Below are 13,734 nucleotides of genomic sequence, written 5' to 3'. Positions count from 1 at the left end.
AAATTCTCCATCTTATCTTGTTAAAACCCCTATTTTATGCTAAAAGGTCTTACCAAAAACTTTGGAGATTTTCATGACCACCGTATTCAAACCGATCCGCCCCAAAAAGCTCTCGGAAGAAATCGTCGATCAGATTAAAGAGCTTATCTCACGCGGTGAGTTGGGCCCCGGACAGCGCATTCCCTCGGAGAGGGAACTGGCCACGCTGCTTGGCGTCAGCCGCCCTTCGGTGCGCGAAGCGATTATGGTGCTGGAAGCCATGGGCTTCCTTGAATCTCGCCAGGGGGGTGGAACCTTTGTCCGTTCACTGGCAGACGCAACCATGGCCGATCCCTTGGCCAATATGGTTGAGCGGCGCGATCCACGCATGCTGCATGCCTTGACCGAGGTCCGCATCGGCCTGGAAACCTGGTCGGCTTACCTGGCAGCAAAGAGAGCCGAAAAACCAGAATTGGATCGCCTGCGCCAACTGTTTACCATTATGGAAGAACAGGCTGAAAACGGTGGCTGGGACCCCGAGGTCGATTTTCAATTTCACCTGACCATTACCGCAGCCAGCCACAATACGCTGCAGGTTCATGTGCTGAACACAATACAAACCCTCTTTCAAACAACGATCATGGTCGCACTCGGTGAATTTTACAGCAAGGAAGGCTACATCAAGCTGCTGCTGGAACATCACCGCAACATTCTTGAGGCTATTGAAAATCGTAATCCGGAGCGAGCCAGGGAAGTTATGATGCAGCATCTGACCCTGGTCGAAGAGAAGCTCGCCCTGTTCCTGCAGACCAGCCCCCCTGCCCCTGAAAAAGACTGACCGCACGCCCCTCGGCTTGAAGAGTTGGCGCGTTAATTCTGAATATTTTTTGCTGCCGACAAGGTTGGACAGCTGACAACAAGCCCGGACAATTTTTTCAATCCGCGGTTAGCGTGCTCCCTGCGTCCCCGAATCACGCTTCTCATTATCCCAGCAAATAACTCGGTTCCGACCAGCCGACTTGGCTCGGTAGAGGGCTTTATCAGCCCGATCCAGAAGCGCCTGCACCGTATCCATGCCGTGCAGGTGATCAGCCACCCCCATACTGACAGTCACCCGCAACGGAACCGCCTGGGTCTCAGTGTCACAGCAGAACAGCTCACTGTGCTCAATCTGTTGGCGGAGTTTCTCTGCGATTTTGATCGCGTCCGCCTTTTTCGTATGAGGGAGCACCAGCAGAAACTCTTCCCCGCCATAACGGCAAAGACTATCTGCTTCACGAATGGAATCACGCATCAGGCTCGCCAGTTTCTTCAACGCCTGATCACCGCAATGATGCCCCCAGCGGTCATTGACCTGCTTAAAATGATCGATATCCAGCATCACCAGCGACAATGGAAACCCGTACCTGGACACTCTGGAAAATTCCTCCTTGAGGCGCCTTTCCAGATAACGGCGGTTATTGACCCCGGTAAGACAGTCAATGGTATTTTCCTGTTCGAGAACAAAAACCCTTTTCAGATCTTTTGCCGTCTCCAAAGCCAGTCTGCAAACCAGCAGCACAAACACCGCCCCGAAAAAAAAGATGACAGGTACGATCAATTCAGCCGGCCCGCCGTAGGTGCGACCAAATGCGACGGCATAATAGCCATACCCTACCAGGAACAAGCACACCAACCCCTGCAGGAAGCACCACCGCCCTTTTATTTTTCCATCTGGCAAATGGGAAATCAGCCGGCGGATAACCAGTAAAGAAACCAGCAGCAGGACCATTCCAACAACAGGTAAAATATTTTTCAGCAGCAGCATATGCCCCCAGCGCCGTCTGTATTGGTAATTTTTATAAACAATATAATTAATATTACCAAATAAATCAATTTTTTATCATATCTTTCCTCGTGTCAACCGTTCTCCTTCCTACACCTTTTATGTTAACCTGCAACGGCTTAAGGCTGGCGAAAAACAGTCTTCCGCGCCCAAAGCTGGGCGAGACAACCCGCTGACAGATTTTCAGGCATGGATTTTAGGGCCTGAACCTCAGCGACCTCGTAAACCTAATCTTGCAGGAATTTTCATGGAGCTCGAAGAACTTTATCAAGCCGCCCTCGCCAAGTGGGGTGCAGATGCCCAGTATGACCAGATGGTTGAGGAATGCGCTGAACTCATTACCGCGTTGAAACATTTTCGCCGTGGCAAAACAGATCAACAGGCAGTCATTAATGAACTAGCCGATGTCAGACTGATGCTCGGGCAGCTTGCCTGGATGTTCGGCGCGGACAAAGTCGCAGCTGCGACGCAACAGAAACTTGCTAAATTGAACGATTTGCTGGCAACCCTGCCCCCGGAACAAGGAGCCTGATCATGGCAATTATCGAAGGAGCAAAAGCCCCTGAGTTCACCCTTCCCGGCAGTGACGGAAAAACCCATCGTCTGACCGACTACGCTGGAAAAAAACTGATCATCTATTTCTATCCGAAAGACAATACCCCCGGCTGCACCAAAGAATCCTGTGCCTTTGCAGAAAGTTACCGAGAGTTGCAGGAGCTCGACGTCAACCTGGTCGGCGTCAGCAAGGACAGTCTGGCCTCGCACGATAAGTTTATCGCCAAGTTCGGACTGCCCTTCGTACTGCTCTCGGACCCGGAAACGACCATGCTGCAGAGTTACGATGCCTGGGGCGAAAAGAAACTGTACGGCAAGGTCAGCCTCGGCTGCATCCGCTCGACAGTCATCATCAACAATGACGGCACTGTCCTGAAACATTGGCCGCAGGTCAAAAAAGCAGCCGAGCACCCTCAGGAAGTCCTCGAATATCTGAAAGGTAAATAATATGGAACAGGATCAGGCCAACCGCCTGCAAAGTTTTCTGACCTTCCTGGCCCCGCAAATCGGCCAGGAAATTCACGTCGGTCCCTGGCTGCAAATAGACCAGGAACGCATTGACAAATTTTCCGAAGTCACCGGCGATCTGCAATGGATTCATATCGACCCGGAGCGGGCCGCCAAAGAATCACCCTACGGGGCGACCATTGCCCATGGCTATCTGACCCTGTCGTTGCTCCCCTACCTGACCGAAAGCAATCACCCGGATTTCTTCCAGAAAAACTATCCGGGGATGAAGTATCGGGTCAACTACGGCCTGAACAAGCTCCGCTTTCCGGCGCCGGTCAAAGTCGGCGCCAACATTCGTGCGCGGACCACGATCCAGGAAGTTGAGCAGGTGAAAAACTCCGTGCAGATCATCTATCTGATCACGGTTGAGTTGGAAGGTTCCGCCAAACCGGCCTGCATTGCAGAATTTGTCGCCCGCCTTTATCCCTGAAAACAGCGAACGGCCTGGGCAGGAAACTGACCAGGCCGTTCGTTAAGTAATTAAGCAGAAATTTACTGCAAGCTGAGCTGATAAACCATGGCATAAACCGCATGCGGATCTTTGCCATGGGCGCTGGCGACCTCCTTCATGGTCTGTTCTGCCTTAGCGGTTATTCCCTGCTGTGCTAAGCCCGCCACGATCTTATCGACATCGAGCTGGTACATCCGACACAAATCAGCCAGCCGCCGCTGCCCCGTCCCCCCAGGCGGATCTTCCGGCATAGCGGCTGTCTGCCCGCCGGCTTGGGGCTTGAGGACCTCATAAAGCAATTTGGGAGAAACTCCGTTGGCCTCGGCAAGTTGACTGATGGTCTGCTTGCTGTCGGCTACCTGATACCCGGCTGTCCGCAACCGCTCCAGGCCTTCCGCCAGATCAACTTTGACCTTATATGAAAAATCCTCCAGCGAAGACATTTCCGCATGTCCGTAAGGAGGTTCACCATAATGCAGATTGGCGTTTTCGCTGATTCTCGCCCCGAGCTCAATAATTGAACTCATCGGCGGCAAACCGGCCAGGGTCCCGAAAAAAACCACCAGGGTGGCAACCAAGGCAACCGTAAAATCAGCAGTAAACAACCGGAACCGTTTTGCCTTATCCTTCATGTAGCTGAGCATCGGCTGCCAGTTGTAATAGACGTGCAGCACCATGGTGAGCAACAACAGAAAACCCAGGTTGATGTGAGCCGCTCCCCACTGTTCCTTACTTAAGCCCCACAGTCGCCAGTCGGCCCAGTAAGCCACCCGTCCGGCCGGGACAACATACAGAATGATACTGGTGGCGATCAGCAAAACAAAAGAAAGCAGTGCGGTCAGTGAAGTAATTTTTCGCATATTCATCGGTTGCAGCCTCCCGGGAGTGATTTTTCTGCAACACATATCATATTTTGAATATTCAAGAAGTAAAGATTTGTAAACTCTATCGACAGCTCACATGATGGCCCTCTTATCCGCCAACGCTCCAGGGCTGTTGCCTGCCTGAGGGAAAAAATCCCGGTGATGGAACAATGTGTTGCTATTATCTTTGATCCAATCTCACAGAAACCTAGACTGCTCACTAAACGATCCTGCATTGTCAATTAACAGCAACGGCGGCAGTCGTTAAAAAAGGTGGGGATGGAACAAGCTATAACAAAAACAGCGGACTTGTCTTATAGACAAGTCCGCTGCATGAAAAGAAAGGTAACAAATATTGCCAGAGATTATGACTCTTTTCTCCGCCGATACAGGGCCAGACCGGCCAGACCGGCACCGAGCAGAATGATCGTACCGGGTTCCGGTACCGGTGCAAAGTCCTCACCTTTAACGGTCAGAATGGAATAATCAAAGTAGAAATCTCCATACCATGATTGAATCTTCACATCAACCGTTCCCAGCAGGTTGACACTCAACAGACCGGCGATGGAAAAACCGATATCGTTATTGCTGTAATCGAAATTATAGGTGGTATCAGCCAATATGCCAGGCTGGCTGATCACGGCGATTTCGCCCAAATCAAGAAACCCGCGGTCGTCATAAAGTCCGATACTCAGGGTATAAGAAAACGCCAGGTCCTGGAGAGGAGTAAATCCGTTATCGGTAATATCATGGGTATAGCTGTAAGAGCTGTACCACCCGATATACTGGTCCGGATTTGCATCATAGGTATCAACCCAAGTCATCGGAGTTGCCAGAGCTGCGCCTGACCAGAAAACCAAAATCAACCCTGCAAGTAACAATCTTTTTAACATCACGTCCTCCCTCTATTCATTTGGTTTAGGATTTAGCGGTAAACTGCGAAATTGTCTTTTACAGAGCTAATAGCACTTATCGTGCCAAACACAAAAATCCTTAATTTCAAGATAGTTACAGACAAAGATAAGCAGAAATCCCCGCATGTAAAAGATATCGACAGCGCTTTCTTTCATATTCCGTTTTTCCGTCCCGGCCGGACTCTGGCAACAACCCACAGGACACTTGCAAACTGAAGGGTGTCGGGCTTTTTTACACGAAGGATTGAAAGGGCAACTCCAGCTGCAGCGGATCATGAAGAGGAATATCCGTGGTAAAATTGGATATTGTCACTCCTAGCAGTCTTACCGCCCGTTGCCCGGCAACGGTCTTCTGCAACAGTTGCTCTGCCAGAGCCAGAATCTCATCTGCTGAAGCGATGGGTTCTTCACGACTGATGCTACGGGTGACAATTTGAAAGTCAGCGTATTTCACTTTGAGGGTCAGCGTCTGCCCAGCGGTCTGTTTGGACTCCAGCAATACCGCCAGCTGTTCAGCAAGTTCGCCGATGATCGTCAGCATTTGCCCGATATCAGCGACATCCTCTCCCAAAGTCGTTTCTTTGCCGATCGATTTACGAACCCGATTGGGCACCACCGGGCGCAGATCAATGCCCCTGGCAATATTAAAGTAATACTGACCAGCCTTACCAAAATGCTGCTGTAATTCCTCTAGAGTGGGAATAAGCAGATCAGCTCCGGTTGCAATCCCCAGTCTCAGCATTTTCTGTTCAGTCACCTGGCCGACACCATGAAAGCGTCGAATCGGCAGTGCCGCGATAAACTTTTCGGCCTGTTCCGGGGTGACCACGGTCAGGCCGTCAGGTTTATTGACATCCGAAGCAATCTTGGCCAGGAACTTATTGTAGGACACTCCGGCAGAAGCGGTCAGGCCGGTGGTCTGGTTGATTTTTCGGCGGATTTCCTGGGCAATCCAGGTCGCGGATTGAATATTGAATTTATTATGAGTGACATCCAGATATGCTTCGTCCAGGGACAACGGCTCGACCAGATCGGTGTAGCTCAGAAAGATCTCCATGATCTGTTGCGACACCTGCCGGTAGACGGAAAAGCGCGGCCGGACAAAAACCGCCTGGGGACAAAGCCGATAGGCCCGTGCTGCCGGCATGGCCGAATGAATCCCGAACTTTCGAGCTTCATAGGAGCAGGTCGCAACCACCCCCCTGCCGTTCGGATCACCGCCGACAATGACCGGACGCTGCCTCAGCTCCGGGTGATCACGCTGCTCGACGGACGCGTAAAAGGCATCCATATCGATGTGTATGACTTTGCGAACAACAGTCATTTTCTGATCCATTGCAAGGTTGTGCCGGCCGGGTCCCACAGTATCCCGCAGTAGCAAGACTTTCCAACCGGCAACGGCTTCTTCATCCTAATCAACCTTCCACAGCACGCAACAAAAAAACCGCAGAAACACGATTGGGTTGAACAACCCGCCGGTCGGCGGCGCAATTCATCGGTGTTTCTGCGGTTTGAGTTTTTAACGGGTACTACCTGGTGCAGGCTTAATTGATCTCGACAACTTCAAGATCAAAAGTCAGCGCCTTGCCGGCCATCGGATGATTGGCGTCAAGCATGATCTTGCCGTCTTCAATCGATTTGACGGTCAACAGCAGCGGAGTTCCATCCTGCATTTGGGTCTGGAACTGTTGTCCGACCTGAGGAGACAACCCTTCTTCAAACTGGCTCGGATCAGCATCGAACACCATGTTGTCATTATACGGTCCATAGGCTTCGTCTTCGGGGATTCTGACTTGCTTGGACTCCCCAACTTGCATCCCGACAACGGCCTGGTCAAAGCCCGGAATGACCTGTCCTGCGCCAACTTCGAATTCCAGCGGTTCAGCCTCTCTGGATGAATCAAAAACCTCACCGTTATCCAGGGTTCCGGTGTAATGAACTTTAATTTTGTTACCTGCTGCCACGGCTGTCATGTCTTCTCCTGTGTGCAAAAAAATTCCTTGGGTCAGCAACGCAAGCCAGATACTTACGCTTGTCAATTGTCGAGGGTGGCATGTCTGGAAACTTAAATCAACCCTTGAGGGGATTTTTTCATCCCCACTGCAACCAAACACCTGTGCAGGAAGGAAATCAGCAGGTAAAGTTGTGGGAACTCAACGGTGGACAGGAGTCAGTCGTGCCTATATTGATTGAGATGCATTCTCTCATCTGAGAGACTAACCTGAGCATGGCCGGCTTTATCCTCTGCCGGATAGCCGATGCCGATGATGATGGGTGCGCGTAGATGCGCAGGGAGACCGAGAACCTGACCTGCATATTGCTCAGCACTCAAGTCCTCACTATACTGGCGCAACCTCAACTGTCCCCAGCAACTCTTCAGGCCCAAAGCCTCTGCGGCAAGCTGAACGATGATCGCTGCAAGGGCACTATCCTCTATCCAGACATCCGATTTCAGCGGATCGGCAACGATGACGATTGCGAGAGGAGAACTGATAAGGAAATTGAGGCCATGAGGTTTGGCTGTAGCCAACCGGGAGAGGATTTCCGGGTCATCCACCATGACAAATGAACAGGGTCTCAGATTGCGGGAACTCGGCGCCCGAAGCAGAGCTTCTTTAAGCAGGTCACGCTTGTCCTGTTCTACCGAACGGGGCAGAAATTTTCTGATACTGCGTCGCTGCCTCAACCATTGAAGCATCTACAAACCTCGCTGATCATAATCAAAGATCCCGCTCTGTTTCCCATCACATTCCCGCCATAAAACGACTACCCCTGAACATCTTTACCAGTCGAGACCCGGCTGATCAAACGATCGATCTCTGAAAGCATTTCCGCAGCATGAGCGTTATCCGCCTGGATGACACCAAGCAGGTAATTATCAATGGGGAAGACATAAAACTGCCGGTTGCCCTGGCAGCTGAAACTGAGATGACGACAACGACTGAAACCGGTCTTGGCAGTAATATCGTCTGCCAGGGTATTACTGATCAACATCAGATCGGCATAGATTTCCGGATCATCGGCACGACAGGTGTTGCCGATCCGAGTGCCGTCGTTCTTGACCAGCAGGCAGCTGTCAACACCCTTGATCTGGTTGATCCTGGAAATAAAATCCTGTGCTGTGGCCATACTGTTTCACCTCGCTCGGTTGTCGATGTAGGGAAATTCAGTGCTTATTGTCTGCCAATCAAAAGGCCAGCTTGCTCATGGCGTGGTTTCACACCGTTTTAGTTCCTCAATAATTTTCTGCGGTGCGGTCCCTGCCTTTAACTTCGTGACCACACGATAGCCCTGATAAGGAAACAGCAGATAACGATTCCTGCTGCCGGCATTAAACACCACAGAACGATAATTATTGCCGAAAGAGATATCGTTTTCGAGCAGATTCAGCATGCTTTCAATCACTTTCGGAGCCAGCCCGGTTACCGTACAGGTGCCGCTGTTCTTTTTGAGCAGTTTCCCGGGCTTGTCAAAAATTGCAAATTCATGAACCACGGCCAACTGCGCCAGGACCTGGGCCATGCGCAGGCTCAAGGGATCTTGGCTTGGTACCGCCGCGGCGGGGTTCCGCAGCTGATTTTCCGCGGCTTCATCTTTGCGTTTGAAAGCCTCGATCAACAGGTGTTCCATGGCCATCCCGACGATATTTTCCTGCCGCCGACACACGCCATCCATTTCTATTTCAGCATCACTCCAGCCAACAACATCCAGCGCGGCGCCAAGGCCGGTCAGATGTCCATAATCGGCATCGATCAGCTCTCCGCCACGAATATAAAGATAAGCCTGTTCACCGTTCAGGGAAGTCACTTTCAGGGTACAGTTCTTCTTCTCGGCCTTGACCAGTTGCAGAAAGGTTGCCAGGGTAATCCCGCGAATAAAGCTTTTCCCCTTGGCGTTAAGCCCGGTCAATATCCCGTCCAGCAGCATATCGAGATCCAGCGGCTTTTCCAGAAATTGCAGGGTATCCATCTTGGCCAGCCGTTCCTCGATCTCTGGAGTCCCGAATGCCGACATAACGATGACCGGTAATTGCGGCTGGTGGCGGCTGGTCCAGGCCAACAGTTCGAAACCGTTCATTTCCGGAAGTTTCAGGTCCGTCACCAGCAGGTCAATAGGTTGGACGCGCAGAATGTCAACAGCCTCCCGGCCGTTACCCGCGGTCAACACCTCGAATTTATCCCGATGAACCCGCAACCCGTCTTGCAGGGAGAGAAGAAAGGACGTTTCATCATCAACGATCAGAATTTTTTTCACGATACCACCCACATCTTTCGAAACACTGAGCTCCCTTTATAGCATAAATCCGCTTAACACTGAGTAATGGGTAACCGAACCACCGCTTCCGTTCCTTGCCCGAGATCGCTGGAAATGGAAATATCACTCTTCATTAATGCAAGAAGTTTCCGGGTAATGACCAGCCCCAAGCCGTTCCCGTTTGGTTTTCCGGTATTAAAAGGCTGAAACAGCTGCTGGAACTGCTCCGGAGATATACCGCAACCGTTGTCCCTGACCGACAGCCAGACCAAACGGTTTTTGGCTTCGGCTTTGATCCTGATTTCAGCCCGAGCCACACCGGTCAGCGCATCCGCCGCATTGCTGAACAGGTTCAGCAGGACCTGATGAAGAGCCCGCTCATCCACTTTGACCCGGGGCAACGCAAGGGGAATTTCGGTTCTGATGCGAATACCATAGGCATGAAAGTCACGCTCAACTAAAGAGATGAATTTCTCCATAAACTCGATCAGATCGAGATCTTTCAATTCAACAGACTCGTAAAAACTGAAAGTTTTCAATGCCTTCAGAAGATACTCGATCCGGCCGATCTCGGTTAGACCACGTTCGACATACTCCCTGAGCATGTCCGGAGATGCCGAATCGGCATTCTGCTTCAGCACGCTCAGAGCCATTTTGAGTGAATTTAGCGGATTACCGATTTCATGCCGGATCCCGGAGAAGATGAAGCCAATGTTGTCCATCAGGTTAACGGCCTGGGCAATGGACTCCAAGCGGCTTTTTTCGGTGATATCACTAATAAAAATACAACGGTAGCGGGTCGCAGCCTGATAAACCGAAAAACCGAACAGGCGGCCGCGGTAGGACATGCGGCAGGCGACATGACTGACCCGGTCCTGGCAATCCTTCTCTGCCGAATCCGCCAGAAAAAGCTGCTGCAAGCTGACATAACTCCGACACAGAGATTCATCCTGAATCATCTCGTAAAAAGCGGCATTACAGTAATCGATGGTCTCCTTGTCGAGATCCAGGACCAGTATGCCAATATCGATATGTTCCAGAAGCTGGGCGAAGCCCCAGGTATTCTTCACCCCATCGTTCAAAGGGGTCACCATGTTTTTAAGCATCTGCTGGCCTTAACTATCACAAAGAGCTGTTCTTTATGCGTCAAAGGCGAATTATAGCAGCCCACCGATTTTATTCAAGAAAACTAATAAAATGTTAATTGGTTGGCATCCGGAAACTCCGGATGCCAACGCATAAAGTTTTCAGATTGGAAACGAGCAATTTTTCGTTGTGGCAAGGAAATCAAGGGCTTATGCGGAGGCGTAGTTCTTTAAGCCGCCCAAATAAGCCCATAGATTGACCGCCACGGCGGAAAAGGGCCGTTTCCGGATGACAACTAGTTGATTTTCGGACCGGAGATGAGGAATAGCACCTGAAGAAACAACTCCGATCAAGCCGGATCACAGATATCCGCCACCCCGGCACCGGTCAGAACCTGCAATTGCGCCACACTCACCGGCACTGCAGAGTGGCAGTTACCGGCAGCGGCGTAAACCACCGGAAAACGTTCCAAGGAGGTATCAAGTACCACCGGCAGCTGCTCCGGCAATAAAAAGGGGCAGACCCCTCCCGGCTCGTAGCCGGTATATTTAGCAACATCGTCGATCTCGGGCAGCCTGACTTTGCCGCTCAGATCAAAGACCTTTTTCAGTTTGGAGCTTTTGACCTTCATGTCTCCGCAGGTCACCACTGCAACCGCGTTTCCACCGATCAAAAACAACAGGGTTTTGGCGATTTCTGCAACTGAACAGCCGACCGCGGCCGCTGCGGTAGCCGCGGTGGCCGTTTCCTGCTCAAACTCAAGAACTGCGATGTCGTACTCTTCCAAGTAGGATTTAATCGTTTCCAGGCTTGCCATCATTCACTCTTCAATTGGGCCAGCAACTGCTCCGCTTCCTGGGCCAGCGCTGGCTCCAGACGAGGGTCACCAACCACCTTGTTCAACAATTTCAAACCATCCTTGCGCCAGTTGCGCGCCACATAGGTTTGGGCCGCACGGAGCTGCCAACGCGGGTTGTCGGGATCTTGTCGGCAGGCCGCATTAAAAACATCAAGGGCTTTACCAAGCTCCTTTTTATGCCGCAGCCAGTATTCAGCAAGGGGCAGACTGCTGCCACCGCCACAACCGCCACCGGGAATTTTCTGCAACGCCCCTTCGGCGTCGGCCAACTTGCCATTTTTTTCAAATACCGCTGCCGCCAGCTGCAGGAATTCAGGATCGCCATTATGCACAGTCAGGGCGATCCGCGCCTCGCGATCCGCTTGTTCATAATCTCCCTGCCGGGCGAAAAGGGACGTCAACTGAGCATGGCAAAACCTCGGATTAACCCCATTCTCCAGCAGCTTCATCAGCAACTGTTCCGCCTCGGCATAGGCGTCCTGGGTCATCAGCACCATCACCAACGCTTCAACGGCCAGGAACAATTCCGGATTAATGGACACCGCCTGTTCCAAGGACTGTCGCGCGGCCGCCAGATCCCCGCCACGCCCCTGCAAAGCGCCCAGCTCAAACCAGTACAGATCGTCATGATCTGCGGCGGCGAGCTGTTGCCAGGCGGCCAAAGCCGCCTCGTCCTCACCGGCATGAGTCAGCAGAAAAGCCCTTTTAAACAGGGCTCCCTTGTCTAAATAGCGGCCTCGCAAATCTTCCGGATAGGAGGTCATAATGAGCTGGAGCTGTTCCTCATCATCGACGCTGATGCTGGCAGCCGCGGCGACAGCGACTGGAGCAGCGGACGCCGCAGGTTCCGTTTCAGCGGTCATTGCGGGATCCATCACCCGGGGTTGCGGAGCGGCGGCGGCTTCGATTTCCTGACGCAGTTCACTGCTGCACACCAGCTCCTTGGCCAGGTCGAGATACTCGCGCGCCTGCACATATTTATTATTGCGCAGCAGTCCTTGCGCCTCCTCCAGATTCAGCCGTGCCAAACTGTCTCCGGCAATCGCCGCCAGCGCAGCAACTTCTGCCTGCTCAGCGGCGCTCAGATCTTTACCGGCCAACTCTTCGGCCAGCATCCTGGCATCGGCAAAACGCTGCTGGTCGATTGCGTTCTTCAGCGCTTCAAGGGAGGACCCGCCGCCGAATATTTTACCCCAAAACCCCATAAACCTGCGTCTCCGAGCTCATTCAAAAAATAATTAACAAATTCTTTTCCAGGTTGTGCCAGTGCTCTTTAGAGCCGACGGCTCCGCTTCAGAAAATCGAGTCGATCAGGTCGAAATCCAGCTCCGACTCAGCCAGCCGTTGAATCAGCTGGATCTTTTCTTCATCATCGACCCCGATTTTGGCAACGTCTTCTCTAATTCGGGTATAAACCTCGGCCGTCGTTGCCTCGGTACGAATGTAGGGGATATCCGAGTCATCGATAACCCGTTGGACGATATCCGCGACCGGTGCGACCCCGACGATGATCAATCCGGCAATCTTCTTTTTATACTCCGGAAGGTGGTAAAGGGTGGAAAGCATGACCAGGACTTCATCCCGGCTGCTGGTCACGATCACCAGACTCGATTCCTGCAGCAGATCGACCACCCGTTGGGTGGCCGGAGCGGCCAACTGAACATTGTGAACGATGCGGCTGCCCTGATCTTTCGGCCCATGCAGATCAAGCTCCAGCAATTCCGCCAGGTATTTCAGGGTCGGATCGGCCAGGATGGGTGAATAATTGAAACCGCCAACCACTTTGATATCGGTGTCCTCAAAAGCATATTCGATATACTTCAGGGTTTTCTTCCGTTTGTTTTTGACCAGTTTGTTCGGCAGAATCATCCGCACCTCAGTGCCGAACTCCCTGAACAGCGCCAGATTCAGGTGGACCACATCAATGACATTACCGACCCCCGCTCCGGTCACCATCAGCACAGGAGCCTCCAGCCAGCTGGCCAGTTGAGCATTGTTCATCCCCATGACCGAACCGACCCCGCTGTGCCCGGCCCCCTCGATAATCAGGAAATCACATTCCTTTTCCAGGGTTTCGACCGCTTTGACGATCTTGTCCAGGTAGACCTGTGGATCTTTGCGATTTTCCAGAAAATCACGGGTCGTATAAGCATCAAGGACCACCGGGGACATCAACTCCAGCCGATCCTCCATATCGTAAACATGGGCTATCAAAGCTGCGTCAACATCGACGGAACGGCCGAGATAAGTCATGCGCTTGGGACCGAAAGGCTTGATAAAACCGACCCGGGGATATTTCTTGCGGGCGAGATGTAAAAGAGAAACACTGGTTGTTGTTTTTCCGCAGTTTTGCCCGGTTGCAGCAATAAATATCTTTTTACACATAGATCGGCTCCTTATTGAATACCTTTGCTGGTTGGCGCAGAGGCATTGAGAAA

The 13,734-nt window shown here is 51.9% G+C and carries 16 protein-coding genes; 4 read left to right on the top strand and 12 right to left on the bottom strand.

All coding sequences use genetic code 11. From position 1 onward, the window contains the following. Positions 1 to 73 precede the first annotated feature (73 nt). The gene (locus N909_RS0114315) at positions 74 to 817 is read left to right on the top strand and encodes a FadR/GntR family transcriptional regulator (protein WP_029916285.1); all 744 of its coding nucleotides are present in this window, start codon (positions 74 to 76) and stop codon (positions 815 to 817) included. Positions 818 to 925: 108 nt separating this feature from the next. On the opposite strand, the gene N909_RS0114310 is transcribed toward N909_RS0114315, so the two are convergent. Further along, a complete protein-coding gene (locus N909_RS0114310; RefSeq protein WP_036683210.1) occupies positions 926 to 1,786 on the bottom strand; it encodes a GGDEF domain-containing protein in 861 nt (286 codons plus the stop codon). 265 nt (positions 1,787 to 2,051) lie between these two features. On the opposite strand from N909_RS0114310, the gene N909_RS0114305 reads away from it, so the two are divergent. Genes N909_RS0114305 through N909_RS0114295 form a run of 3 tightly spaced genes read left to right on the top strand, consistent with a single transcriptional unit; the run spans position 2,052 to position 3,299 of the window. Beyond that, on the top strand, positions 2,052 to 2,336 hold the full coding sequence (locus N909_RS0114305) for a nucleoside triphosphate pyrophosphohydrolase family protein (RefSeq protein WP_029916281.1): 285 nt from the start codon (positions 2,052 to 2,054) through the stop codon (positions 2,334 to 2,336). 2 nt (positions 2,337 to 2,338) lie between these two features. Further along, positions 2,339 to 2,806: a peroxiredoxin gene (locus N909_RS0114300; protein ID WP_029916279.1), complete on the top strand. Its 468-nt coding sequence runs from the start codon at positions 2,339 to 2,341 to the stop codon at positions 2,804 to 2,806. Position 2,807: 1 nt separating this feature from the next. Next, positions 2,808 to 3,299 (top strand): MaoC family dehydratase, encoded by a 492-nt coding sequence (locus N909_RS0114295; protein WP_036683208.1) that lies wholly within the window; start codon positions 2,808 to 2,810, stop codon positions 3,297 to 3,299. Positions 3,300 to 3,361: 62 nt separating this feature from the next. On the opposite strand, the gene N909_RS0114290 is transcribed toward N909_RS0114295, so the two are convergent. From N909_RS0114290 to N909_RS0114235, 11 genes are all read right to left on the bottom strand, one after another. Further along, positions 3,362 to 4,186: a DUF4405 domain-containing protein gene (locus tag N909_RS0114290; protein ID WP_029916275.1), complete on the bottom strand. Its 825-nt coding sequence runs from the start codon at positions 4,184 to 4,186 to the stop codon at positions 3,362 to 3,364. Positions 4,187 to 4,548: 362 nt separating this feature from the next. Then, positions 4,549 to 5,076 carry a PEP-CTERM sorting domain-containing protein gene (locus N909_RS0114285; RefSeq protein WP_029916273.1) on the bottom strand — a complete coding sequence of 176 codons (528 nt, stop codon included), beginning with the start codon at positions 5,074 to 5,076 and terminating at the stop codon, positions 4,549 to 4,551. A 253-nt stretch (positions 5,077 to 5,329) separates the two neighbouring features. Continuing rightward, a complete protein-coding gene (gene dinB / locus N909_RS0114275; protein ID WP_036683206.1) occupies positions 5,330 to 6,421 on the bottom strand; it encodes a DNA polymerase IV in 1,092 nt (363 codons plus the stop codon). Positions 6,422 to 6,641: 220 nt separating this feature from the next. Next, positions 6,642 to 7,070 carry an FKBP-type peptidyl-prolyl cis-trans isomerase gene (locus N909_RS0114270; RefSeq protein ID WP_029916268.1) on the bottom strand — a complete coding sequence of 143 codons (429 nt, stop codon included), beginning with the start codon at positions 7,068 to 7,070 and terminating at the stop codon, positions 6,642 to 6,644. Positions 7,071 to 7,267: 197 nt separating this feature from the next. Next, positions 7,268 to 7,795 carry a nitroreductase family protein gene (locus N909_RS0114265; RefSeq protein ID WP_029916266.1) on the bottom strand — a complete coding sequence of 176 codons (528 nt, stop codon included), beginning with the start codon at positions 7,793 to 7,795 and terminating at the stop codon, positions 7,268 to 7,270. A 68-nt stretch (positions 7,796 to 7,863) separates the two neighbouring features. After that, a complete protein-coding gene (locus N909_RS0114260; RefSeq protein ID WP_029916265.1) occupies positions 7,864 to 8,226 on the bottom strand; it encodes a hypothetical protein in 363 nt (120 codons plus the stop codon). Positions 8,227 to 8,301: 75 nt separating this feature from the next. Beyond that, positions 8,302 to 9,351, bottom strand: a complete 1,050-nt coding sequence (locus tag N909_RS0114255; RefSeq protein WP_162179125.1) for a DUF4388 domain-containing protein — start codon at positions 9,349 to 9,351, stop codon at positions 8,302 to 8,304. Between the two features lie 53 nt (positions 9,352 to 9,404). Further along, entirely contained in the window at positions 9,405 to 10,457 is a 1,053-nt protein-coding gene (locus tag N909_RS0114250; protein ID WP_051689777.1) for a two-component system sensor histidine kinase NtrB, read from the bottom strand. 329 nt (positions 10,458 to 10,786) lie between these two features. Continuing rightward, complete coding sequence (locus N909_RS0114245; RefSeq protein WP_036683204.1) at positions 10,787 to 11,257, bottom strand: YbaK/EbsC family protein; 471 nt, start codon at positions 11,255 to 11,257, stop codon at positions 10,787 to 10,789. Next, positions 11,254 to 12,501, bottom strand: a complete 1,248-nt coding sequence (locus tag N909_RS0114240) for a tetratricopeptide repeat protein (RefSeq protein ID WP_029916261.1) — start codon at positions 12,499 to 12,501, stop codon at positions 11,254 to 11,256. Before N909_RS0114240 ends, N909_RS0114245 begins: the two co-directional genes overlap by 4 nt. An 88-nt stretch (positions 12,502 to 12,589) precedes the next feature. Further along, entirely contained in the window at positions 12,590 to 13,681 is a 1,092-nt protein-coding gene (locus tag N909_RS0114235) for an AAA family ATPase (protein ID WP_029916260.1), read from the bottom strand. Positions 13,682 to 13,734: the final 53 nt, after the last annotated feature.

It is taken from the genome of Pelobacter seleniigenes DSM 18267, from assembly GCF_000711225.1.
Taxonomy (GTDB): Bacteria; Desulfobacterota; Desulfuromonadia; order Desulfuromonadales; family Geopsychrobacteraceae; genus Seleniibacterium; species Seleniibacterium seleniigenes.
The sequence above is the reverse complement of the archived record's forward strand: the minus strand, read 5'-3'. Positions and strand labels throughout refer to the sequence as shown.

Bases quoted from the DNA above. Each gene is read 5' to 3' on its own strand.
- N909_RS0114315 (WP_029916285.1), top strand. From the start codon at position 74: ATGACCACCGTATTCAAACCGATCCGCCCCAAAAAGCTCTCGGAAGAA.
- N909_RS0114310 (WP_036683210.1), bottom strand. From the start codon at position 1,786: ATGCTGCTGCTGAAAAATATTTTACCTGTTGTTGGAATGGTCCTGCTG.
- N909_RS0114305 (WP_029916281.1), top strand. From the start codon at position 2,052: ATGGAGCTCGAAGAACTTTATCAAGCCGCCCTCGCCAAGTGGGGTGCA.
- N909_RS0114300 (WP_029916279.1), top strand. From the start codon at position 2,339: ATGGCAATTATCGAAGGAGCAAAAGCCCCTGAGTTCACCCTTCCCGGC.
- N909_RS0114295 (WP_036683208.1), top strand. From the start codon at position 2,808: ATGGAACAGGATCAGGCCAACCGCCTGCAAAGTTTTCTGACCTTCCTG.
- N909_RS0114290 (WP_029916275.1), bottom strand. From the start codon at position 4,186: ATGAATATGCGAAAAATTACTTCACTGACCGCACTGCTTTCTTTTGTT.
- N909_RS0114285 (WP_029916273.1), bottom strand. From the start codon at position 5,076: ATGTTAAAAAGATTGTTACTTGCAGGGTTGATTTTGGTTTTCTGGTCA.
- dinB (WP_036683206.1), bottom strand. From the start codon at position 6,421: ATGACTGTTGTTCGCAAAGTCATACACATCGATATGGATGCCTTTTAC.
- N909_RS0114270 (WP_029916268.1), bottom strand. From the start codon at position 7,070: ATGACAGCCGTGGCAGCAGGTAACAAAATTAAAGTTCATTACACCGGA.
- N909_RS0114265 (WP_029916266.1), bottom strand. From the start codon at position 7,795: ATGCTTCAATGGTTGAGGCAGCGACGCAGTATCAGAAAATTTCTGCCC.
- N909_RS0114260 (WP_029916265.1), bottom strand. From the start codon at position 8,226: ATGGCCACAGCACAGGATTTTATTTCCAGGATCAACCAGATCAAGGGT.
- N909_RS0114250 (WP_051689777.1), bottom strand. From the start codon at position 10,457: ATGCTTAAAAACATGGTGACCCCTTTGAACGATGGGGTGAAGAATACC.
- N909_RS0114245 (WP_036683204.1), bottom strand. From the start codon at position 11,257: ATGATGGCAAGCCTGGAAACGATTAAATCCTACTTGGAAGAGTACGAC.
- N909_RS0114240 (WP_029916261.1), bottom strand. From the start codon at position 12,501: ATGGGGTTTTGGGGTAAAATATTCGGCGGCGGGTCCTCCCTTGAAGCG.
- N909_RS0114235 (WP_029916260.1), bottom strand. From the start codon at position 13,681: ATGTGTAAAAAGATATTTATTGCTGCAACCGGGCAAAACTGCGGAAAA.